The following is a 21,948-nucleotide window of genomic DNA, read 5'->3' as shown; positions in this document are numbered from 1 at the left end:
CAGATCGACAATGGTGCTAGGATGATAACGCCATTATCATACTCTTGTAACGAGATGGTCCTGCGATGACGCCCGGCTCGACGCACCGAATCGACGAGGAGAAAGAGGAGACGCGCTGCCCGAGCGCGCGTCGCGCACGCTGCGGCGCCGCATGCGCGCGGCTTTTCGCCGCTTGCGCGGCGTGCGGCGCTTCGCCATACTCGTTCGCACGTCCGTTGGCGCGGCGCTAGGCGATCCACGAGTCAGACAACATGGAACAGGGCCTGCTTCTCCGATGCGTGCTGCTCGTCGCTGTCGCGTGGCTCGTGCTCGGCTGCGCCGGACTCGCGAACCTGCGCCGCACCGGCGTGGTCGCACACGGGCTCTTTCCGCTCGGCGCGCTCGCCGGACTCGCGCTGGCGGGCGCCGGCTTCGCCGGCGTGTTCGCCGCGCCGTCCACCGTCGTGCTGCCGCTTGGCCTGCCCGATCTGCCGTTCCATCTGCGCATCGACGCGCTGTCCTCCTATTTCCTGTTCGTGCTCGGCGTGGTGACGGCGGGCGTCGGCGCATTCTCGTCCGGCTATTTCCGCAAGGGCGAGGGCACGGCGCCCGGCCTCATCTGCTTCGAATACCACGTCTGTGTTGCGAGCATGGTGCTGCTGCTCGTCGCGGACGACGCCTATTGCTTCATGGTCGCGTGGGAGACGCTGACGCTGTCGGCAACCTTCCTCGTGATGACGAACCACCGGATCGCCGAGATCCGCCGCGCCGCGTTCCTGTACTTCCTGATCTCGCACGTCGGCGCGCTCGCGCTCCTGCTGTGCTTCGGGCTGCTGCAGGCGGGCACGGGCGACTATGCGTTCGCGAACATGCGCGCCCAGCATCTCGACGGGCTCGCGGCGTCGGCCGCGTTCGTGCTCGCGCTCGTCGGCTTCGGCGCGAAGGCGGGCATCTACCCGCTGCACGTGTGGCTGCCGGCCGCGCATCCGGCCGCGCCGTCGCCCGTGTCCGCGCTGCTGAGCGGCTTCGTGCTGAAGGTCGGTCTGTACGGCATCCTGCGGACGGTTCTCGATCTGCTGCACGTGCAGGTTGCATGGTGGGGCGTGCTGATGCTCGCGCTCGGCCTCTTCAGCGCGCTGCTCGGCGTCGTGTTCAGCACGATCCAGACCGACATGAAGCGGCTGCTCGCGTACTCGTCGATCGACAATATCGGCCTGATGTGTGTGAGCCTCGGTCTCACGATCCTGTTCCTCGGCTACCGTCTGCCCGCGCTCGCGGCGCTGTCGCTGACGGCGCTCCTGTATCAGATCGTCGCGCACGCGTGCTTCAAGAGTTTGCTGTTTCTCGGCACGGGCGCGGTGCTGCACGCGACAGGCGAACGCAATCTCGGGCGGCTAGGCGGCCTGATCCGCTTCATGCCGTGGACCGCGTGGGCGATGCTCGCCGCCGTCGCCGCGAGCGCGGGGCTGCCGCCGTCGAGCGGCTTCGTGTCGGAGTGGCTGCTCGTGCAGAGCTTCCTCTTCACGCCGGGTCTGCCCGATTCGGTGCTCGGGATGACGGTGCCGCTCGTCGCCGCGCTCGTCGCGCTGACCGCGGCGCTCGCCGGCTACACGATGGTCAAGTTCTTCGGCATCGTGTTCCTCGGTCAGCCGCGCGAGGCGAAGCTCGCGCGCGCGCGCGACGCGAGTCCGTGGGAGCGCGTCGCGTTTTGCTGGTTCGCGGCGGCGGGCGTGCTGCTCGGCCTCGCGCCTGTCCAGTACGCAAAGGTGCTCGACGCGGTGACGCGCTCGCTGATCGGCGCGGGTATCGGCGGCGTCAACCACGGCTGGCTGCTGTTCGCGCCCGTGTCCACCGCGCGCGCGAGCTACATGCCGGCGCTCTTCATGCTGTTCTTCCTCGCGTGCTGCGCGCTCGCGTGGCTGCTCGTGCGGCGCTTCTACCACGGGCGGCTCAGGCGCTCCGCGCCGTGGTCGTGCGGCCATCCGTCCGTGACCGCGCGGATGCAGGACACGGCCGAAGGCTTCGGCCAGCCGATCCGCGAGATCTTCACGCCGTTCTTCCGGATCGAGCGGCAGTTGCCGTCGCCGTACGACCGGCAGCCGGAATACCGGATGAGCGTCGCGGACCGCACGTGGCATCTGCTCTACGAGCCGATCGCCGCGCTCGTGAGCCGTGTCGCGGCGCTCGTCGGGCTGCTGCAGACGGGCCGCATCGCGATCTATCTGACGTACAGCTTCGCCGTGCTGATCGTTCTCCTGACGGTGGTGAGACGATGGTAACCGCCTCAGGCATCCTGTCGCAGACACTCGAGATTCTCGTCGCGCTCGCGGCCGCGCCGCTGTTGACGGGCTGGGTCAACCAGTGCCGCGCGTGGCTGCAGAACCGCCGCGCGCCGAGCATCTGGCAGCCGTACCGGATGCTGCACAAGCTGTTCAACAAGGAATCGGTCGTCGCGGAGCACGCGAGCCCGCTGTTTCGCGGCGCGCCTTACGTCGTGTGGGCGGCGATGACGCTCGCGTGCGCGATCGTGCCGACGCTGTCGACCGAACTGCCGTTCTCGCCCGCCGCCGACGCGATCGCGCTCGTCGGCCTGTTCGCGCTCGCGCGCGTCGCGCTGTCGCTCGCGGCGATGGATATCGGCACCGCGTTCGGTACGCTCGGCGCGCGCCGCGAGATGCTGATCGGCTTTCTCGCGGAGCCGGCGCTGCTGATGGTGCTGTTCTCGGCGTCGCTGATCACGCAGTCGACGCTCCTGACGAGCATCGTCGCGACGCTCGGCCATCGCGAGCTCGTGATCTATCCGAGTCTCGCGTTCGCGGGGATCGCGTTCACGCTCGTGTCGCTTGCGGAAAATGCGCGGCTGCCGGTCGACAACCCGACGACGCATCTCGAGCTGACGATGATCCACGAGGCGCTGATCCTCGAATATTCGGGCCGCCATCTCGCGCTGATGGAATGGGCGGCGAGCCTCAAGCTTTTCGCGTATTCGTGCATTGGCCTCGCGCTCTTCATGCCGTGGGGGATCGCCGAGGCGGGCAATCCGCTCGCGCTGCTGTTCGCGCTGCCGGCGCTCTTCGTGAAGCTTTTCGCCGGCGGCGCAGCGCTTGCGGTCGTCGAGACGACGAACGCGAAGATGCGCCTCTTTCGCGTGCCCGAATTCCTCGCGACCGCGTTCCTGCTCGCGGTGATCGGCATGCTCGTCCATTTCCTGCTGGGGGCGTAGATGCACGGCTACGCGACCCAGCTCATCAATTTCCTCGCGGCGATCCTGCTGTTGCTGTCGTTCGCGATGCTGAGCCAGCGGCGAATCCTGTCGCTGATCCATCTGTATACGCTGCAGGGCGTCGCGCTCGTGTCGGCGAACCTGATCCTGGGCTTTGTGACCGCGGACACGCACCTGTACGTGTCCGCCGCGCTCACGCTGCTGCTGAAGGTCGGGCTGATCCCGTGGATCCTCTACCGGCTCGTGCAGCGGCTGAACGTGAAGGCCGATGTCGAGCCGCTCCTCAACATCCCGACCACGCTCGTCGCCGGCATCGCGCTCGTGATCGTCGCGTTCAACGTCGCGGCGCCGATCAGCCGGCTCGCCGAATCGGCCGCGCGCGGCACGCTCGGCATCGCGCTCGCGTGCGTGCTGCTGTCGTTCATGATGATGATCACGCGCGCGAAGGCGATTCCGCAGGTGATCGGCTTCCTGTCGATGGAAAACGGTCTGTTCTTCGCGGCCGCAGCGGCGACGAACGGAATGCCGATGATCGTCGAGCTCGGGATCGGGCTCGACGTGCTCGTCGGGATCCTGATCCTCGGCGTGTTCATGTTCCAGATCCGCGAGCAGTTCGATAGCCTCGACATACACCATCTCGAGAAACTGAAAGATGATTGACGTCTATCTGCTGCTGGCGTCGCTCGGCATGCCGCTCGTCGCGGGCGGGTGCCTTGCGTTCGTGCGGCGGCAGCACGTCGCGCGCGCGCTGAACGCGGGCTTCAGTTTCCTCACGTGCGCGGCGGCGCTGCTGCTCGCCGCGCGCACGGTCGCGCACGGGCCGATGTTCGCGCTGGGCGGGCTGTTCTTCGTCGATGCGTTCAACGTGTTCCTCGTCGCGCTGACGGCGTTCGTCGGCTGGACGACGTCGCTGTTCTCGAATCCGTACATGCGCATCGAGCAGGACCGCGGCAAGATGAGCGACGGGCGGATGCGGCTCTATCACTGCATGTACCAGCTGTTCATCTTCGCGATGCTGCTCGCGCTGCTGACGAACAACGTCGGCGTGCTGTGGGTCGCGATGGAGGCGGCGACGCTCGCGACGGTGCTGCTCGTCAGCGTCTACCGGACCGCGGCGAGCCTCGAAGCCGCGTGGAAGTACTTCATTCTGTGCGGCGTCGGCATCGCGCAGGCGCTGTTCGGCACGATCCTGCTGTATCTCGCGGCGGGCCGGCGGCTCGCTGACGGCGACGCGCTGTTGTGGACGAGCCTGAATGCCGTCAAGACGCAGCTCGATCCGACGATCGTGTCGATCGCGTTCGTGTTCCTGCTCGTCGGCTACGGAACCAAGGTCGGGCTCGTGCCGATGCACAGCTGGCTGCCCGACGCGCACGCCGAAGGCCCGACGCCGATCTCGGCGGTGCTGTCCGGGCTGCTGCTGAACGTCGCGCTGTACGCGGTGCTGCGCTGCAAGGTGCTCGCCGACGGCGCGCTCGGCAACGGCCTGCCCGGCCGTCTGCTCGTCGGCTTCGGGCTCGTGTCGGTGCTCATCGCATCGTTTTCGCTGTTCCGGCAGAAGGACGTGAAGCGGCTGTTCTCGTATTCGTCGATCGAGCACATGGGGCTGATGACGTTCGCGTTCGGCTTGGGCGGCCCGGTCGCGACGTTCGCCGGGCTGCTGCACATGACGGTCCATTCGCTCGTCAAGTCGGCGATTTTCTTCACGGTCGGGCACGCGGCGCAGAAGGCGCGCACGCAGGCGATCGACGGCATTCAGGGGCTCTTGCAGGTGAGCCCGACGGTCGGCTGGGGAATGATGCTGGGCGCGCTCGCGATCCTTGGCATGCCGCCGTTCGGCGTGTTCGCGAGCGAATTCCTGATCCTGACGATGGCGATCGCGAAGCTGCCGTGGAGCGCGCCGTTCCTGCTCGTCGCGCTCGCGGCGGCGTTCGCGGCGATCTTCATGCGCGTGCAGCGGATGGTGTTCGGCGAATCGAACGTCGCGACGCTCGAACATCCGCCGGCGCTGTTGCCGGTATTCGTGCATCTCGGCCTCGGCTTGATGCTGGGGCTCTACGTGCCGCCGTATCTCGCGACCTGGTATCGGCAGGCGGCGGCGATGATCGCGGGGTAGGCGATGCGGATCGAATCGTTCCACATTCCCGGCCAAACGCGCTTGGCGAGCGCGGCGGGGCAGCCGCGCGTCGTGTTCGCATCGATCGACGCCGACGCGTGGACGCGCGCCGCTGCGACGATCCGCGAAGCGGGCGGGCGGCTCGTCACGCTATGGGGCGGCGAGCCCGTCGCGGGCCGCCTCGAGATGTGCGCGGCGTACGAGCTGGACGACGGCCTGCTGTGGCTGCGGCTGCCGGTCGAGCCGGCGACGGACGAAGCGGGAGACTACCCGGATCTGTCGACGCTTTTCGCGAGCGCGACGCGAATGCAGCGCGCGGTCTTCGACCTCGTCGGGCTGCGCGCGCGCGGCGCGGGCGATACGCGGCCATGGCTCGATCACGGCGCATGGCCGCACGATTACCATCCACTGCGCAAGAACGCGGCGGGCCAGGCGCGCTTCGACGGCGCGACGGTCGACTATCCGTTCGTGCCGGTCGCGGGCGACGGCGTGCATGAGATCGCGGTCGGGCCGATTCACGCGGGCGTGATCGAGCCCGGCCATTTCCGCTTTTCGGTCGTCGGCGAGAAGGTGCTGCGGCTCGAAGAACGGCTCGGCTATGCGCATCGCGGCGTCGAGCGGCTGTTCGAGCGCGCGGATGCGCTGGCGGGCAGCCGGCTCGCCGCGCGCGTCGCCGGCGATTCGACGGTCGCGTTCACGTGGGCGTATTGCATGGCGCTCGAACAGGCGATGAAGATCCGTGTGCCGGACCGCGCGCTGCGGCTGCGCGGGCTGCTGCTCGAGCGCGAGCGCGTCGCGAATCATCTCGGCGACCTCGGCGCGCTCGGCAACGACGCGGGCTTCGCGGTCGGCCTCGCGCAGTTCTCGCGGCTCAAGGAAGACTGGCTGCGTCTGAACGACCGGATCTTCGGGCATCGCTATCTGATGGAGCGAATCGTGCCCGGCGGCGTCGAGCGGGATATCGCGGCGGACGACGCCGCGGCGATCGCCGCGCAGTGCGACCGGATCGAGGCCGAGGTGCGCGCCATGCAGACGATCTACGACGATCAGTCCGGCTTGCAGGACCGCTTCGCGGGTACGGGGCGGCTCACCGCGCAGACGGCCGCGCATTTCGGCGTCTGCGGGCTCGCCGCGCGCGCGAGCGGGCGGGCGCGCGACGCGCGCGTCGACCATCGGCTCGCGCCGTACGATGCGGTCCCCGTCGACGTCGTCAGCGATGAGCGCGGCGACGTCGCCGCGCGGGTCGCGGTGCGTTTTGCAGAGACGTACGAATCGATGCGGGCGATGCGCGCGCTGCTTGCTGATCCGCCTGGCGACGGGATTGCCGCGCCGGTTGCATCCGTTGCGGACGCGCCGAGCGGCTCGGGTGATACGCGAGCGGCAGGACGCGGCACGGACGATGCGCGGCGCGGCGTCGGCTGGATCGAAGGCTGGCGCGGCCCGGTGCTCGTCGCGCTCGAACTCGGCGCGCGCGGCGACGTTGCGCGCTGCCATTGCCACGATCCGTCGTGGCACAACTGGCCGGCGCTTGAACATGCGATCATCGGCAACATCGTTCCCGACTTTCCGTTGATCAACAAGTCGTTCAACTTGAACTACGCGGGGCACGACCTGTAATGTGGCAGCTCATCAGACAGATCGCACGCACCGGATGGCCGGACGAGCCCGCGCCGCCCGGCGAGGACGCGTGGCAGCGCGATGCGCAGCCCATCCGGCAGGACATCCTCGACATCCTCGGGCGCGCGCTGTGCATCCGCGCGATCGACGCCGGCTCGTGCAACGGCTGCGAGCTCGAACTGCATGCGCTCGGCAATCCGTACTACAACATCGAAGGGCTGGGGATCAAGTTCGTCGCGAGCCCACGGCATGCGGACATGCTGCTGATCACCGGGCCGTTGACGCTCAACATGCGGGACGCCGTGCGGCTCGCGTACGACGCGACGCCCGCGCCGAAGCTCGTCGTCGCGGCGGGCGATTGCGCATGCACGGGCGGCGTGTTCGCGGACAGCTATGCGGTGTGCGGGCCGCTCGAGAAACTCGTGCCGGTCGATCTGACGATTCCGGGCTGCCCGCCGCGGCCGATCGACCTGCTGCGCGGGATTCGCGGCGCGCTCGCGCATACGCGCACGGGCGGGCGTTGATCCCAACGTAACGCCGACGCTCCGCAGTTCCTGGCCGGGAAAGGCGGCGGCGGGATTTGGGCCGGCGGCGGCGCCGCCGCGTCACAACGCGAATCTCGAGCACGGACCTGCGGATTCCTCCCTACATCGAGACACACTCAAACCGTTCGATTGGCGCGTTGCCGCAGTCAGGCGCGAACGCATACGCGGCCCGCGAACATATCCATTTTTGACGTAAGGGAATTCCTACATCTGCTGCGCAGAATCCTACGCCGCTCTCGTCTTTTGCTGATTTCCAATCAGGCACTTTTTATCGCACTCTTGTTGAATCGAAAAATACAAAAAGTTGCCGCGCCTGCTCGAAGCTGTACCTAGTTCGTACGCCAGCCAGTTTCCCGAAAGACGCGAAAACTCACTGTCAAAGCCAATTTCGGCCGAGCGAGCAACGGAATAAAAAGGCACGAAGTCGATGGGATTACTGCGAAGTTTCCGAGCCTGGCGCAAGCTGCGCCGCCTGCCGTCGATCAAAATCGAGACGAAGGCGGCCGAAGCGAAGATCGAGCCCGCGGCGCATGCGAAATGGGCGGTAGTTATCCGCAATGCGGAAGGCGCGCGAGTCGGCGAAGCGATATACGGTCTTTCGCAGCTGACCGACCGGCTGTACGTGCATAGCCTCGAGATCGCGCCGTCGGAGCGTCGGCGCGGCTACGCGCTCGCGTTCCTGATGATGCTGAACCGTTACTACAAGGTGCCGATCGTGCCGACGGGCGAGACGCCGGGCGGCGGCCCCTTCTGGGTCAGCGTGAGCAAGCTCGGGCCGGGCGGACTGGCCGTGCTGCTCGATGAAAAGACGGACGGCGCGGACAAACCTCGCTCGGGTGCATAGCGGAGCGCGTGAGCCGGCGAATGAGCGAAGCGAGTCGCGGGCGGCGAGCGGCTACCGCGTTTTGTCGATGTGGCTGTTTCGTCGACTCGGGATTCTGGACAATGCCGGTAGCCGCAGGTGAAAACCGCAAGCGACAGCGCCGGTGCTCGATCAAATACGTGGAAGGAGACGAGGCCGGGTGCCGCGTGCGGATACCTTTCGTTTCCGGATGATGGTGACGCGGCGAAAGCGCGGCGGCGATGGGCGCGGTGTTTGGGAGAGGCGAATTGCTTCGCCGTGGTCGACACTTGCGAATCCCGTTTGAGCAACTCCGAATCGCGAGCTGACTTCGCGTCGGAACCGACACCGAAACGAGGTCCAAATGCTTGCGCCATCGCGTTTGCCCAAACGTTCGCAAAGCAAAACAATCGGCCGCTGCATGTCGCAGCGGCCGCTTTCGCGCCTCAGGCCGCCGGCCGGTGCACGAGCAGCAGCGGAATCTGCGTGAGCCGCGCGACGCGCAACGCGATGCTGCCGAGCAGCCAGCGCGACACGCCGCGTCTGCCGTGCGTGCCCATCACGAGCAGGTCGGCGGGCCAGCGATCGGCTTCGCGGACGATCGTGTGCGCGACGTCGTCGCTCGTGCGGTCGGTGCTGACGACTGCGGCGCTCGACTGGCCCGGCGCGTCGTCGAGCAACTGGCGCGCCACCGCCAGCGCCTTTTCGCTTTCCTCGACGAACGCGTCTTCGAGCACGTGGATCGGCACGAAATCGGTGAGTCGCACCGCGCGGTCGATCACGTAGATCGCGCGCAAATGCGTGTCGGACGTCGCGAATTGCGCGCCGTACCGCAATGCGTGTGTGGCGATCGGGCTGCCGTCGGTGGCGAGCATGATGCGCTTCGGCGCATGCTCGGCGATCTCGATGCCGGGCGGCACGACGAGGATCGCGCAATCCGTCTTCGCGAACAGCGGTTCGGACACGCTGCGGTCGACCCAGCGCAGCAGCCCTTGAGACTGGCGCGAGCCGACGACGAGAAGATCGGCGCCCCAGTCACGCGTTTCGTCGAGGAGGGCGTCGACGACGTCGCCGCCTTTCTTCGCGAGATCGACGATCGCCGTTTCGGCGGCGACGTCGGCGCGGCCGAACGCATGCGTTGCGTCGCCGAGCGCATTCGATGCGTCGTTGACGAGCTCGACGTGCGCCGCCGCGAATTCGGACGGCGCGAACGTGTGCGGCAGCGTATACGCGCGCGGCGTGTCGACGACGCTGACGAAGCGCACGGTCGCGCCGGCGGGCACCACGAGCTTCAGATAGGCGACTGCGCGCAGCGATGCCTTCGACGCATCGATCGCGACGAGAATGCGTTTGGGCTGCGATAACGGGGCGTGGTTCGAGGTATCGGCGGACATCGGCGGCTCCATCGACGTGCTGGACAGATCATTTATTTATTTTGCGGCAGCGGCCCCGGTATTCGTTGAGCGAAATCAATCTTTTCGAGCACGACGGAATGGCACATGCGCGGCGTCGGCGCGCCGCGAATTGCCGGGAACGCCTCACCGGCGCGGCGATTCGCGGTGAACGCGACGCCGATCGCGCCGGCTTTGCGCGATGGGATCGGATCGAAGCGCTGTTGTGCGAGCTGGAACGCGCACATAGAATGGTTGCTCGCAATATGCATCTATTCATGCCGAATCGATCCCAGCCGCGCCGCGTCCATCAAGTGGCGCGCGCCGGCTCGTCTGGCAGGACATTACGTGCACCATCGTTTCTTCATCCGAGTGACATCCGATAAGGACTTCCGATCATGTTGCAGCCGCATCTCCCTCTTTCTCCGACCGCGATCTATTCGTTCGACGCGCGTGGCGTCGCGAAGCGATTCCGTCATGCGGCGATCTTCGGTGCGCTCGATGCGCTTTAGTCGGGCGAAACCATGCACTTCGTCAACGATCACGATCAGCTTTCGCTCTTCAACCAGAATCGCCTGCACTATGGCGAGCGGGTCGGCATCGAGTACCGGCAGCGCGAACCCGGGGCGATCGTGATCGATTTCATCGTCCAATGACCGACGCCGCCCGCCGCGCGGGCTGCACCTCGGCCGTGGCGGCATCCGCGTCGCCCGACGATGCCGCGTTGTTCCGCGAGCTCTGCAGGCGCGCGTTCGCCGGCTGCTGCTCGAACATGCGGACGACGCCGACGTCATCATGCTGCATCGCTGATGCGCGGCAGTCTCGCCGCGCGGCGCAAGCGGAACGGATGCGCGCTGCGTCGCGGAACAAGCGCTGCGCTCGCGTTTGAGCGCAGCGCGACCTGTCCGTGCTCGCGAACAGCCGAAAGGCGGAAATCGGAAATCGAACCCCTCCGTCTAACCGACAACCAGTTTCGTCGAAGCCAGCATCAACGGCAGCCCGGCGAGCGCGAGCCCGGTCGACACGAGGATCATGCCTGCGATGTCTTCCGTCGGGCCGTCGTATTGTTGTGCGATCAGGTGGCTCAGCACCGCGATGGGCATCGTGCATTGAACGACGAACGCGCCCGCCGCGACGCTCGGCAATCCGAGCAGGTACGCGAGCCCGAGCCCGACGCCGAGTCCGCCCGCGACGCGCACGACCGCGAGCACCGCGACCCGGTGCAAGCCGGCGAGCCGGATGTTCGCGAGCGACGCGCCGAGCATCAGCAGCATCAGCGGCGGCGCCATGTTGCCGAGTTGCGTCGAGGCCGCCGCGAGCGGCGCGGGCAGGTGCAGGCCGTTCAACGCCATGAAGAGCGCGACGACGACCGCCCAGATCGCCGGGCTCGCAGCGATCGATTTCCACGATGCATGACCGGACAGCAGCCAGACGCCGATCGTGAAATGGCCGATCTGCACGAGCGCGGAGAATGCGACCGCATACAGCAGACCTGGCTCGCCGAACGCGAAAAGCGCGACGGGCAAGCCGAGATTCGACGTATTGGGCAGCATCAGCGATGGCATGTATTACCGCAGCGGCAGCTTCAGCACGCGCAGGAAGAGTGCGCCGAGCGCCGCGAAGCACACGAGCGCGACGGCTCCCGCGGCGAACGTGTGGACGAGCACGCGCGCCGTCCGTATGCGGCCGATGCGCTTCGTGCGACGAGTCGATGTGTCCTCGCAGTCGAGAATCACGAAGGCGTAACGATTGAAGGTTCCGATCATGTCGGATAGCTCGTCGTCGGTCATCGTGCGGGGAGAGTGGGCGGGCAGCGTCACTTTGGTCAGCGGCAACGTGCTGTCGAACGGTTGACGAAGCGATTGCGCAGAAATGCTGGAAGTCAGAGTCAACATAATCGGCCCTCGGGACATGGATTGCACACGGTTTTCGCCCAAGTGTTTCGCTAATGCTAATTAACGGACGCCGTCTCCGCCTGCCTCTCTTTCCATTGCCTGTCGCCTATATTGCAAAAGCATAAATGCGCTGCAAGATAGTTTGCAAATAGATTGATGGGTCTGTTTCCGGATTGGAAAGTCGGAATGGGGCGCGATGCGGTGTTTTATTGATGGAACTCATTTTATTTCTGCATCGCGTGCAATGGCGGAATTCAAGCGCTATTGCATTCTGGATGTTGGGGGCTGTTCAAGCGTCAGGCGCGCAATACAAGCGTCGGCGTCATGTCGGAATATGCAAATGGGCGAAATTATTGAATATTTCCTGATTGACGATCGCATCCGATATTCGGTACTGGGCGAGAAAAACTTCGAGTGTTTTAAAGCATGAGGAATGAAGGGGCGGGCTTGGCGCAGGTACCGATTCGCGAATTCGATTGCGGCCTCATGCATGTCGCGGCGCGCTTCGGATGCGACGGAGAAGAAGGCGGACGAGACGGCCGTGCGCGAGATACGTGAACGGCGCGCGTCTCGTCAAGCAAAACGTTTCAAACATTTATTCGGCTGGCGCGAGCAACGACAATTCGTCGACGAACCGGACGGCGAACGAAGCGGTGCCGCGCGCCTCCGCCGCGCGCTCCGCAGCAATCGCGTAGATCGCATGCGCCGCCCCCGTCGCGAGCAGCGGCGCGCCGCGTTGCGCAAGGAGCGCCGCGATCAACGCGCCGAGTGCGCATCCGGCCCCCGTCACGCGCGTCAAGCGTGCGTCGCCGCCTGCGATCGCGAGCGTGTCGACGCCATCCGTCACATAGTCGGTCGGCCCGCTCACCGCGACGATCGCGCCGCTGCGCCGCGCGAGATCGCCAATGAACGCGAGCGCGTTTTCCGAGCTCGCAGTCGTGTCGACGCCTTTGCCGGCCGCGGCGCCGCCCGCGAGCGCGATCAGCTCGCTCGCGTTGCCTCGGATCACGGTCGGCTTGAACGCGAGCAGGTCGCGCACGATCGCGTCGTATTCGGGCGCGCCCGCGCCGACCGCGACCGGATCGAGCACCCAGCGCGTATCCGCTTCGGCGGCGGCGCGCGCGGCCGCACGCAGCGTGTCGGCGCCGCTGCTCATCAGTGCGGCGGTGTTGATCCACAGCGCGTCGGCGCCGGCGCCGAAGCGTGCGGGCCAGTCGGCCGCCGCGCCGATTGCGGGCGCCGCGCCGACGGCGAGCAATACGTTGGCGCTGAGATTCGCCGCGACGTAGTTCGTGAGTCCGTAGACGAACGGCGCGGCTTGCTTGAGCGCGGCCAACTCGTGGCGGACGGACGGCGTATTCCAGGAGATCGATTTCATGTGGTGGTTCCTCGTCGCATTCGAGCATTCGAGCATTCGAGCACGCATGCGCGAATGCTTGCGCATGCGTGAAACGCGCTCTGATGTCTTTCGGCGATCTTCGCGAAGTGCGGACGCGGCACTGTAACCGTTGCGGCGCGTGCAGGCGTGGATCGCCGTCAAGAGTCTTCGATCGGTTCTTTGCTGCACGGGCTCGCGATTTGCATGATCGAGTGTGCATGCGTCGCCTCGCATGCGTGCACGACGTCACGTGCTTCGCCGCTTCGACTTCTCGTCCGGCATCGACAGAATGTCCAGCGCATGCTGCATCAGCTCGACGCCCAGGCTCTCCTGCATGATCCCCGCGTGCAGCACGAGATGCTGCAAGCGCCGGTCCTTCGTGTTCATGTCATGCGCGAAATCGCGCGCCTCGATCTCGCGATAGACCGCGAGCTTTTGCCGATGCAGCTCGAGCCGCCGCCTGATTTCGTCGGCGAGCCCGGTCGGTCCGACGACCGCCTCCGCGCGCAGCCGGATCATCAACTCGTCGCGCAACGGCTTCGGATCGTCGTGCAGCGCGATCCAGCGTTTCAGCTCCTTGCGGCCCGCCGGCAAGATCCGGTACGCGCGCTTGCGCCCGCGCGCCTGCTCGACGGGCGCCGACTCGACCCAGCCTTCGTCCTCGAGCCGCGCGAGCTCGCGGTAGATCTGCTGATGAGTCGCGTGCCAGAAGTAGCCGATCGAGCGGTCGAAGCGACGCGTCAGCTCGGAGCCGGAACCCGGGCGTTCGGCGAGGGAGGTGAGCAGCGCGTGAGGCAGGGACATTGACGATGGTGCGGATGGTCGAAACCCTTGCATCTTGCCATATCGAGGGATGCCTGCCCGTTTAGAGCGCCCATTTTATGCAACGCGTTGCATTCGCAGGAGCACGCCGATATATTTATGCAACCCGTTGCAAAAAAGAGCGACCGATGACCCACTATCCCCACTTGACGGCTCCGCTGGAGCTCGGTTTCACGTCGTTGAAAAATCGCGTGTTGATGGGCTCGATGCACGTCGGTCTCGAGGAGGCGCCAAACGGCTTCGAGCGCATGGCCGCGTTCTACGCGGAGCGCGCACGCGGCGAGGCCGGGCTCATCGTCACGGGCGGGATCGCGCCGAACGAGCGGGGCCGGATGGTGCCGGGCGGCTCGATGCTCACGACCGAAGAAGAGGCCGAGCACCATCGGATCATCACGCGCGCGGTGCACGACGCCGACGGCAAGATCGCGATGCAGATTTTGCATTTCGGCCGCTATGCGTATCATCCGGCGCTCGTCGCGCCGAGCGCGCTGAAGGCGCCGATCAACAGGTTCACGCCGCATCCGCTGTCGGCAAGCGAGGTCGAAGCGACCATCGACGACTTCGCGCGCTGTGCGGCGCTCGCGCAGTACGCGGGCTACGACGGCGTCGAGATCATGGGCTCCGAGGGCTATCTGATCAACGAGTTCATCGCCGCGTGCACGAACCATCGCGACGATGAATGGGGCGGCTCGTACGAGAACCGCATTCGCTTTCCGGTCGAGATCGTGCGGCGCGTGCGCGAGCGCGTCGGGCCGCGCTTCATTATCGTCTACCGGCTGTCGATGCTCGATCTCGTCGAGGGCGGCTCGACGCTAGACGAAGTGATCCGGCTCGCACAGGCGATCGAGGCGGCCGGCGCGACGATCCTGAACACCGGGATCGGCTGGCACGAGGCGCGCATCCCGACGATCGCGACGAAGGTGCCGCGCGCCGCGTATGCATGGGTGACGAAGCGGCTCGTCGGCAAGGTCGGCATTCCGCTTATCGCGACGAACCGGATCAACACGCCCGACGTCGCCGAGCGGCTGCTCGCCGACGGCTATTGCGACATAGTGTCGATGGCGCGGCCGTTCCTCGCCGATTCGCAGTTCGTGCGCAAGGCGCGCGAGGGGCGCGCGGACGAGATCAACACCTGCATCGGCTGCAACCAGGCGTGTCTCGACCACATCTTCAGCGGCAAGATCACGTCGTGCCTCGTCAATCCGCGTGCGTGCCACGAGACCGAACTCGTGATCGAGCCCGCCGCGACGCGCAAGCGGATCGCGGTCGTCGGCGCGGGGCCGGCGGGGCTGAGCTTCGCCGTCACGGCGGCCGAGCGCGGGCACCACGTCGAATTGTTCGAAGCGTCGTCCGAGATCGGCGGACAGTTCAACATCGCAAAGAAGGTGCCCGGCAAGGAGGAATTCCACGAGACGCTGCGCTATTTCCAACGGCAGATCGAATTGAGCGGCGTGAAGCTGCATCTGAATACGCGCGTCGACGTCGCGGGCCTCGCGGGCGGCGGCTTCGACGAAATCGTGCTCGCGACGGGCGTCATGCCGCGCGTGCCCGACATCGACGGCATCGATCGCGCGAACGTGCTCGGCTATCTCGACGTGCTGCGCGACGGCAAGCCGGTCGGCGCGAACGTCGCCGTGATCGGCGCGGGCGGGATCGGCTTCGACGTCAGCGAGTATCTGACGCAGACGGGCGAAAGCGCGAGCGTCGCGCCGCCCAAGTTCTATTCGGAATGGGGCATCGACGTCGGCTACGAAGGGCGCGGCGGCGTGCGCATGCCGCACGTCGAGGCCGTGCCGCGCAACGTGCATCTGCTGCAGCGCAAGGCGTCGAAGGTCGGCGACGGACTCGGCAAGACGACGGGCTGGATCCATCGGACGTCGCTGAAGGCGCGTCGCGTCGCGATGTCGTCGGGCGTGTCGTACGAGCGGATCGACGACGCGGGGCTGCATGTGCGGATCGACGGAGAGCCGCAGACGCTCGCCGTCGATAGCGTCGTCGTCTGCGCGGGCCAGGAGCCGCGGCGCGAACTGTACGACGGCCTGCGCGCGGCCGGCTGCTCGGTGCATCTGATCGGCGGCGCGCACGTCGCCGCGGAGCTCGACGCGAAGCGCGCGATCCTGCAGGGCACGACGCTCGCCGCGTCGATATGACGGGCGTCGCTCGCCGCCCTTGCAAGCGGAGGCTCGTGCGGCGCGGCATCGCATCACATGACGACACACCCGACTTACCGAAAAGGAGACGCAACATGACTTCGATTCCCGCCGGCGTGCAGCCGGCCGTGCGGCTGTCGCTCGAGCGCTGGCACGCGATGGTCGCGGCGTGCGACATGACCGGTCTTGCCGACATCGCCGATCCGAACGCGGTGTTCCGTTCGCCGATCGCGCATTCGGCCTATGCAGGCGCGCAGGCGCTCGTGCTCGCGATCGGCACGGTCGTGAAGGTGTTCGACGATTTCGTCTATCACCGGCAGCTCGCGACCGAAGACGGCCTGAACGTCGTGCTCGAGTTCAGCGCGCGAGTCGGCGACAAGCAGTTGAAGGGCGTCGATCTGATCCGCTTCGACGAACACGGCAAGATCGTCGAGTTCGAGGTGATGGTGCGACCGGCAAGCGGCCTGCAGGCGCTCGGCGCGGAAATGGCGGCGCGCATCGGCGCGCGGCTGCCCGAGTTCAAGTCGAATGTGTGAACAATAAGCGAATAAAAATAGAAATAGAGATTTTCGCTTTCTAAAACACTAATAGCGTTTTCAGGCTAAATCTTACGATTGCATTGCTTTAAACTCCGAAACAGGTCACGCGGTCGTTGTGCCACGCACGCGTGACCGATCCTTGTCATGAACGATTCGCGAACGTTGTCGCGAATCGTTTTATTTCGAATGCGCAACAGCCGTGTTTCACGGCGTGGCGGAACACCGATGTCCCGATCGGATTCAAGTGAGCGTGTGCCGACGCGCATCGCGCGGCGTCGTTCCGCATGCCAATATGCAGTGATCGATCAGGCAGTGGAGGAGACTGTTTCGTCCGCGCGCGCTTTTGCGTGCGCAACGAACTCGCAGGTGTGACCGAAAAATACCAATTGGAGGCCAGATGACGTGTTTCGTTGACCAACTGAAGTTGATTTTCGATCATTATCCCGGTCTTTGGGGCTGCCAGGACAGCCAGTCGCGATTCATTCACGTCAACGATGCATTCGCCCGAGTGGTCGGCGTGCGCAATCCGCGCGAACTCGAAAATAAATCCGCATTTGATTTGCCGTGCGGCTCGTCGAATTGCGCGGACCAATTCCAGGCGCAGGATAGCGAAGTCCGCGAAACCGGCCGGGCGATCAAGGTGCTCGACGTTCATCCGTATGCGTCGGATGTCTGGATGGCGTTCGTCTTCACGAAGATTCCGCTCGTCGACAGGAACCAGGAAATCGTCGGTACGATTTTTCATGCGGCGGAGCTGTCGCAGATCGACATGATCACGCTCGGTCGCGTGATCGGCGATTCGTATGCGGGCAAGCGGATCGGCGATCCTGTCGAGCAAGGCTCGTACCGGATCGATTCGCCGAAGGACGCGCTCGCGCTGACCGAGCGCGAACGGCAGGTGCTGTTCTTCCTCGCACGCAACAAGACGGCGAAGGACGTCGCGAACATCCTCGGCTTGTCGGTGCGGACAATCGAGCAATATATGGAAAGCTTGCGCTGCAAGTTCTCCGCGTCGAGCAAGAACGAACTGATCGATCTCGCGGCGGGCGCCGGCTATTGCAACCGCATTCCGCAGTCGCTGCTGCGCAATCAGCTTTCGGTCGTGCTCGAGCGCGCGGCGCCGCCGGTGCCTGCCGACGTGCTGGCGGCCGCCAAGCCGCCGGCCGTCGTCGCGATGCTCTAGCCGAGCGCGCCGCCCGCGACGCGAGCGATCGGCGCTTCGGCGCTTCGCTCGGCCGCGGGCGTCGGCTGCCACGCGGCGGGCGCGACCGCGAGCAGGTGCTTCAGCTCGCGCACGATCGTTTCCGCCGGAATGCCGCTCGGCCGGGCGCCGTCGTGGCCGAGCCGCGGCATGATGTGCTGCACGCCGTCGTATTGCCAGCGGCGCGCGTGCGTGTCGGCCGCTTGCAGCGCGCGCACGAAGATCGACAGATCGCGCCGCGGCCGCGGCGCCGCCGATACGCGCTCGACCCATCCCTCGTAGCGCTGATGCACGACGACGTCGCCGTGCGCGACGAGCGCGACTGTCGACAGCGGCGTCCGGTTGTGAAAGCCGATCGGCGACAGACCGAAGTAGCGCTGCGACACGCGTCCTCGCAGCGCGTCCGCGGCAGGCAGGCGAAACACCGCGAGATCGAGTTCCGGATGCTGCTCGAGCGTGGCGTCCGGATGGTCGAGCAGCGCTTCCGTCGCCGCGTGGTGCAGGTCGGCGTCGCGCCACAGCGCGTCGGGGATCGACGGCGCGTCGAGCAGGTCGCGCAGCGCCGGCAGCAGCGCGTGGAAGACCCGCGCGATGCGCGTGCTCTCGTCGCGCGGCGTGCCGATGTCACGCGACGCTTGCGCGGCGACCGCATTCAGCGCGAACGAAAGCCGGCGGGCGGCGTCCGAGCGGCCGCGCGCGAAATCGCCGAAGCGCGCGACGTCGACGAGCAGCGCCTGATGGCGCAACGCATGGTCGGGCGCGATCAGCCCGTACACCGACGCGAGCCCGTCGAGATCGAAGTGATCGGTCGTCACGTGCCGCACGTCGAGATCGTCGACCCACTCGGGCGCGAAACGCAGCACGCTCTCGGTCGACAGGTTCGCCTTGTAGCGCGCGGGCGTGCGGTTCGCCGGCCAGTGCGACAGCGTGATTCGCGTCGCCGCGTTGTGGGTCGCGTCCGCCGAGATGTTCGGCACGTCGCGCGCGCGCTCGAACGGCAGGAACGCGAGGCGGTCGCCGGATGCGAGCCGGACCGCCTCAACCGGAGCCTGGGGCGCGGCTGCGGTCTGCGGCGCGAGCGCGGCGGCAAGGCCGGCGCCGTCGGTGGCGGCATCGCGCAGTTCGAGCTCGCCGTGGCCGCCGAAGTCGTAATGGAGCGCACCGAGATTGCGGCGACGCAGGTCGCACGGATTGCCGTCGCGCGTGACGGCGCCGCCGCCCGCGATCAGGTTTTGCAGATCGATGAACTGGTTGTCGCGGATCGCGACGACGCGGCCCGCGAGCAGCCGCAGCTCGAAGCCATCGAGCCGGGCGGCGACGTCGTCGTCGAACTGCACGACGCGATCGCCGTCGTGAAGGGGAAGAAGAGTCGTCATCGCAGGGATCCTGTCAAATCAAGGTGTCGTACCGAGGTGGAACAGCAGGTAGGCGGCGATCGACCAGACGACGAGCGCGATATGCGTCAATTGCAGGCCTTCCTGACGTATCCAGTAGCCGTACCACAGCCCGCCGAGCAGCAGCACGAGCGCGCACGCGGCGAAGCTGGTCGCGCCGGCGTCGAGCCATGGCAGTGCGGCCGCGTGAGGAGACGGCGTCGTCAGCAGCAGGCAGACGCCGCCCCACATCGCGATCGCGGTGATCGCCTGCAGCAGCACGATGATCACGAGCGCGGCCCGGTGCAGGCCGCGCGACGTCGCCGCGCGGCGCAACAGCGGCGTGTCGACGGGCGGATCCTGCTTCAGCAGCGCCATGCTCATCGTGCGGCCGACGGCGCCCGTCGTCGCGGCGAACGTCTGCACGTTGTTGATCGTGACGATCGTCGCCCATCCGGCGATCGCGAACGCGTGCAGGCTCTTGAACAGATCGATGTCGGTCGGCGGGCTCATCGTGCTTGTCCCGTTGCGGAGCGCGTCCGGGCGGCGCGCACCGCGTGTGCGGTGTGCGCCGCGGTCATCGGGTGCGCACGCGGCGCGCGACGAGCGCGGCGAGCACGGGCGCCGCCGCGAACACGGCGAAGAGCCACGCGGCCGCGTGCTGCGCGCCGGCGAGGCCGCCCGGCTCCGAGAAGCCCGCGAGGTTCGCGACGAGGCCGGCGAGCGCGGAGCCGATCGCGGTCGCATAGAGCTGGACGGTCGTGATCGACGTCGACGCGAGATCCTCCTGGCCGGCCGGCGCGCTCGTCAGTACTTGCGTGAGCAGATGCGGCCAGCCGATGCCGATGCCGAAACCCACCGCCGCGAGCGCTGCGCACAGCAGCGCGAGGCCGGGGCCCGCGCTCAGCAGATGCCGCGGCGGCACGACGATCGCGAGCGCGACGAGCGCGAGCACGACGAGGAGCGGCCCGCCGCGCACGAGCGCCTGCGCGGTGCGCGCGCTGCGCCCGGAGCTGAACAGCGAGCCTGCGGTCCAGCCCGCCGCCATCAATGCGGTCAGATAGCCGGCGAGGAGCGGCGGGTAGCCGTGGATGATCTGCAGGAAGTACGGCACGAAGATCTCGGTCGTCATCCCGATCACGAGCAGGCTCATGCACGCGTAGATCGCGCCGAGCGGCGCGCGCACGTCATACGCGCCCGTCGGCAGCAGCCGGATCGTCGCGCCGCGGTCGAAGCGCGCGATCAGCACGGCGATCGTGAGGCCCGCGGCGACGCCCGCGACATTCGCGACGATCTCCTTCGACAGACTCGCGACCGACACGACGAGCACCGACACCGCGAGCAGCAGGATCTTGCCGATTGCGGGCCGCCCGGCCCGTGCGCCCGACGCTTCGCGCGCGGGCAACTGGACGATCACGATCAGCGCAAGCAGGACGGCGACGGGCACGAGCGCGACGAACGCGAGCCGCCAGGTGCCCGATTGCGCGAAGATCCCGCCGATCGCGGGCCCGCACAGCGTCGCGACCCCCCACATGCCGGACACCATCGCCATCGCGCGTGACCACAGGCGCTCGTCGAACACGATGCGGATCAGCGCATAGCTGAGCGCGAACAGGATGCCGCCGCCGAAGCCCTGCGCAAAGCGGCCGACGAGCATCCACGGCATGTCCTTCGCGCCCGCGCACGCGAGCGTGCCCGCGCAGAACACGACGAGCGCGACGAGATAGGCGGCGCGCGGTCCGAAACGGCTGAGCACGTTCGCGGACAGCGGCGCGCCGATGATCGAGGCGGCCATGAACAGCGTGGTGTTCCATGCGTAGTACTCGAGTCCGCCGATGTCGCGCACGACCGAGGGCAGGATCGTCGTCGCGATATAGATGTTGATCGCGTGCAGCGCGACGCCTCCTGCGAGCGCGATCGAGCGCAAGCCGTTGCGGCCGGACAGCAGTTCTCCCCACGAAGGGGCGGTGATGGAACTCATGGACTACCTCGTCGGTTGCTGGGTCGGGTGTGCGTCAGGACGGCGACAGATGCTGCGAGATCAGGTGCGGATTGCTCTCGAGCATTTCGATCTCCGGGGAATAGACTTCGATTTCGAGCCCGTCGGGGTCCTGGAAGTAGAAGGCGGTGCGCACGCGGTCCGGCCCTGCGTGATAGCCGGGTGCCGGGCCGTTGCCCTTGACGATCTCGATGCCGCCGTCCGCCTCGACGAGTTCGGCGATCGCCTTGACGCCGTCCGGATCCGAGCGCACGCCGAAGTGATAGCCAGGCGGGTAGGCGACCACGTCCGCCTGCTCGATGAAGAAATCGAAGCCGTTCAGCTCCATTACAACCTTCTTCGGACCGAGGTTGTAGCAGTAAGCGGCTCCGAAGATTCGGCGGTAGAAATCGACTGATTTGTCGAGATCGCGGGCGAGGATGTTGATGTGGTTCACGCGCAATTCGTGCGGCCGGCCTTGCTCGGGCTCGTCGCGCAGCCGGCGCCACATCTTGATGCAAGCGGTGAAGGTCGCGAAGCTCGCGAGCCAGTCGCGCGCGACGTCGGACGATGCGTCGGCCGCCGTCAGTTCGAGCGCGAGCGGATAGCAGAACGCGCTCGAATGGCCTTCCTGCCAGACGGCGGGCGCTTCGCCGTTCGCGCCGGCCGGATCGATGCGGATCTGCGCGGCGGCCGCCCAGCCGGCCGGGCCGGTGCGCTCGGCGTTCGCCGCGGCGGCAGCCGAGCGCGACAGCACGAACACGCCGTCGGGTGCGGCGCCGTCCGCTTGCGGCGCGCGCAGCCGGTAGCCGGCCGCCGTGCATTGCGCGGACAGCGTGCGTGTGATCTGTTCCGCGTCGGCGGGATTGACGTCGAGATTGATCAGTTCGAAGACGAGCATGG

Annotated in this window: 19 protein-coding genes and 3 pseudogenes; 11 read left to right on the top strand and 11 right to left on the bottom strand. The window is 66.8% G+C overall.

Annotated features, from left to right (window positions below):
- The first annotated feature begins 251 nt into the window (after positions 1-251).
- The 7 genes from hyfB to WS70_RS25290 all read left to right on the top strand — a co-directional run bounded on the left by hyfB (position 252) and on the right by WS70_RS25290 (position 8,321).
- Positions 252-2,258, top strand: coding sequence for a hydrogenase 4 subunit B (gene hyfB, locus WS70_RS25320; RefSeq protein ID WP_059598355.1), 2,007 nt, complete (start codon positions 252-254; stop codon positions 2,256-2,258).
- Entirely contained in the window at positions 2,252-3,202 is a 951-nt protein-coding gene (locus tag WS70_RS25315; protein ID WP_059598354.1) for a respiratory chain complex I subunit 1 family protein, read from the top strand. The genes hyfB and WS70_RS25315 overlap by 7 nt, the downstream gene beginning before the upstream one ends.
- Complete coding sequence (locus WS70_RS25310) at positions 3,203-3,862, top strand: formate hydrogenlyase (RefSeq protein ID WP_010118847.1); 660 nt, start codon at positions 3,203-3,205, stop codon at positions 3,860-3,862.
- The gene (locus tag WS70_RS25305; protein ID WP_059598353.1) at positions 3,855-5,315 is read left to right on the top strand and encodes a hydrogenase 4 subunit F; all 1,461 of its coding nucleotides are present in this window, start codon (positions 3,855-3,857) and stop codon (positions 5,313-5,315) included. The genes WS70_RS25310 and WS70_RS25305 overlap by 8 nt, the downstream gene beginning before the upstream one ends.
- Before the next feature lie 3 nt (positions 5,316-5,318).
- The gene (locus WS70_RS25300; protein WP_059598352.1) at positions 5,319-6,932 is read left to right on the top strand and encodes a hydrogenase large subunit; all 1,614 of its coding nucleotides are present in this window, start codon (positions 5,319-5,321) and stop codon (positions 6,930-6,932) included.
- Positions 6,932-7,456, top strand: a complete 525-nt coding sequence (locus WS70_RS25295) for an NADH-quinone oxidoreductase subunit B family protein (protein WP_059473054.1) — start codon at positions 6,932-6,934, stop codon at positions 7,454-7,456. The genes WS70_RS25300 and WS70_RS25295 overlap by 1 nt, the downstream gene beginning before the upstream one ends.
- A 448-nt stretch (positions 7,457-7,904) precedes the next feature.
- Complete coding sequence (locus tag WS70_RS25290) at positions 7,905-8,321, top strand: hypothetical protein (RefSeq protein WP_059473055.1); 417 nt, start codon at positions 7,905-7,907, stop codon at positions 8,319-8,321.
- Between the two features lie 443 nt (positions 8,322-8,764).
- Here WS70_RS25290 and WS70_RS25285 read toward each other — a convergent pair whose 3' ends face one another.
- On the bottom strand, positions 8,765-9,724 hold the full coding sequence (locus tag WS70_RS25285) for a universal stress protein (RefSeq protein WP_059473056.1): 960 nt from the start codon (positions 9,722-9,724) through the stop codon (positions 8,765-8,767).
- Between the two features lie 20 nt (positions 9,725-9,744).
- Positions 9,745-9,981: a hypothetical protein gene (locus WS70_RS25280; protein ID WP_156438354.1), complete on the bottom strand. Its 237-nt coding sequence runs from the start codon at positions 9,979-9,981 to the stop codon at positions 9,745-9,747.
- A 126-nt stretch (positions 9,982-10,107) separates the two neighbouring features.
- Here WS70_RS25280 and WS70_RS25275 point away from each other — a divergent pair.
- A pseudogene (locus tag WS70_RS25275) lies at positions 10,108-10,365 on the top strand (DUF2249 domain-containing protein).
- Here WS70_RS25275 and WS70_RS33460 read toward each other — a convergent pair.
- The 5 genes and pseudogenes from WS70_RS33460 to WS70_RS25260 all read right to left on the bottom strand — a co-directional run bounded on the left by WS70_RS33460 (position 10,352) and on the right by WS70_RS25260 (position 13,786).
- Positions 10,352-10,483 (bottom strand): hypothetical protein, encoded by a 132-nt coding sequence (locus tag WS70_RS33460; RefSeq protein WP_257791911.1) that lies wholly within the window; start codon positions 10,481-10,483, stop codon positions 10,352-10,354. The pseudogene WS70_RS25275 and the gene WS70_RS33460 sit on opposite strands and share 14 nt — an antisense overlap.
- Before the next feature lie 182 nt (positions 10,484-10,665).
- Positions 10,666-11,385: pseudogene (locus WS70_RS25270) on the bottom strand (AEC family transporter); the annotation flags it as partial.
- Positions 11,378-11,604 (bottom strand): annotated as a pseudogene (locus tag WS70_RS33230) (TauD/TfdA family dioxygenase); the annotation flags it as partial. The pseudogenes WS70_RS33230 and WS70_RS25270, both read right to left, overlap by 8 nt.
- 595 nt (positions 11,605-12,199) lie before the next feature.
- Entirely contained in the window at positions 12,200-12,982 is a 783-nt protein-coding gene (gene thiM / locus WS70_RS25265) for a hydroxyethylthiazole kinase (RefSeq protein WP_059598408.1), read from the bottom strand.
- 246 nt (positions 12,983-13,228) lie between these two features.
- Positions 13,229-13,786 carry a PadR family transcriptional regulator gene (locus tag WS70_RS25260; RefSeq protein ID WP_059473058.1) on the bottom strand — a complete coding sequence of 186 codons (558 nt, stop codon included), beginning with the start codon at positions 13,784-13,786 and terminating at the stop codon, positions 13,229-13,231.
- Positions 13,787-13,932: 146 nt separating this feature from the next.
- Here WS70_RS25260 and WS70_RS25255 point away from each other — a divergent pair, with 146 nt between their 5' ends.
- From WS70_RS25255 to WS70_RS25240, 3 genes are all read left to right on the top strand, one after another.
- Positions 13,933-15,954: an oxidoreductase gene (locus WS70_RS25255; RefSeq protein ID WP_059473059.1), complete on the top strand. Its 2,022-nt coding sequence runs from the start codon at positions 13,933-13,935 to the stop codon at positions 15,952-15,954.
- 95 nt (positions 15,955-16,049) lie between these two features.
- On the top strand, positions 16,050-16,490 hold the full coding sequence (locus tag WS70_RS25250) for a nuclear transport factor 2 family protein (protein WP_059473060.1): 441 nt from the start codon (positions 16,050-16,052) through the stop codon (positions 16,488-16,490).
- Positions 16,491-16,890: 400 nt separating this feature from the next.
- Positions 16,891-17,676: a helix-turn-helix transcriptional regulator gene (locus WS70_RS25240; RefSeq protein WP_059598351.1), complete on the top strand. Its 786-nt coding sequence runs from the start codon at positions 16,891-16,893 to the stop codon at positions 17,674-17,676.
- On the opposite strand, the gene WS70_RS25235 is transcribed toward WS70_RS25240, so the two are convergent.
- The 4 genes from WS70_RS25235 to WS70_RS25220 form a co-directional block, all read right to left on the bottom strand.
- The gene (locus WS70_RS25235) at positions 17,673-19,070 is read right to left on the bottom strand and encodes a DUF6687 family protein (protein WP_059598350.1); all 1,398 of its coding nucleotides are present in this window, start codon (positions 19,068-19,070) and stop codon (positions 17,673-17,675) included. The genes WS70_RS25240 and WS70_RS25235 overlap by 4 nt on opposite strands.
- An 18-nt stretch (positions 19,071-19,088) precedes the next feature.
- A complete protein-coding gene (locus WS70_RS25230) occupies positions 19,089-19,580 on the bottom strand; it encodes a DUF2165 domain-containing protein (RefSeq protein WP_059473063.1) in 492 nt (163 codons plus the stop codon).
- Between the two features lie 64 nt (positions 19,581-19,644).
- Positions 19,645-21,048, bottom strand: a complete 1,404-nt coding sequence (locus tag WS70_RS25225) for an MFS transporter (protein WP_059598349.1) — start codon at positions 21,046-21,048, stop codon at positions 19,645-19,647.
- Positions 21,049-21,082: 34 nt separating this feature from the next.
- A complete protein-coding gene (locus WS70_RS25220; RefSeq protein ID WP_059473065.1) occupies positions 21,083-21,946 on the bottom strand; it encodes a VOC family protein in 864 nt (287 codons plus the stop codon).
- Positions 21,947-21,948: the final 2 nt, after the last annotated feature.

Source organism: Burkholderia mayonis (assembly GCF_001523745.2).
GTDB classification, from domain to species: domain Bacteria; phylum Pseudomonadota; class Gammaproteobacteria; order Burkholderiales; family Burkholderiaceae; genus Burkholderia; species Burkholderia mayonis.
This window is presented reverse-complemented; position numbering and strand designations above follow the sequence as displayed.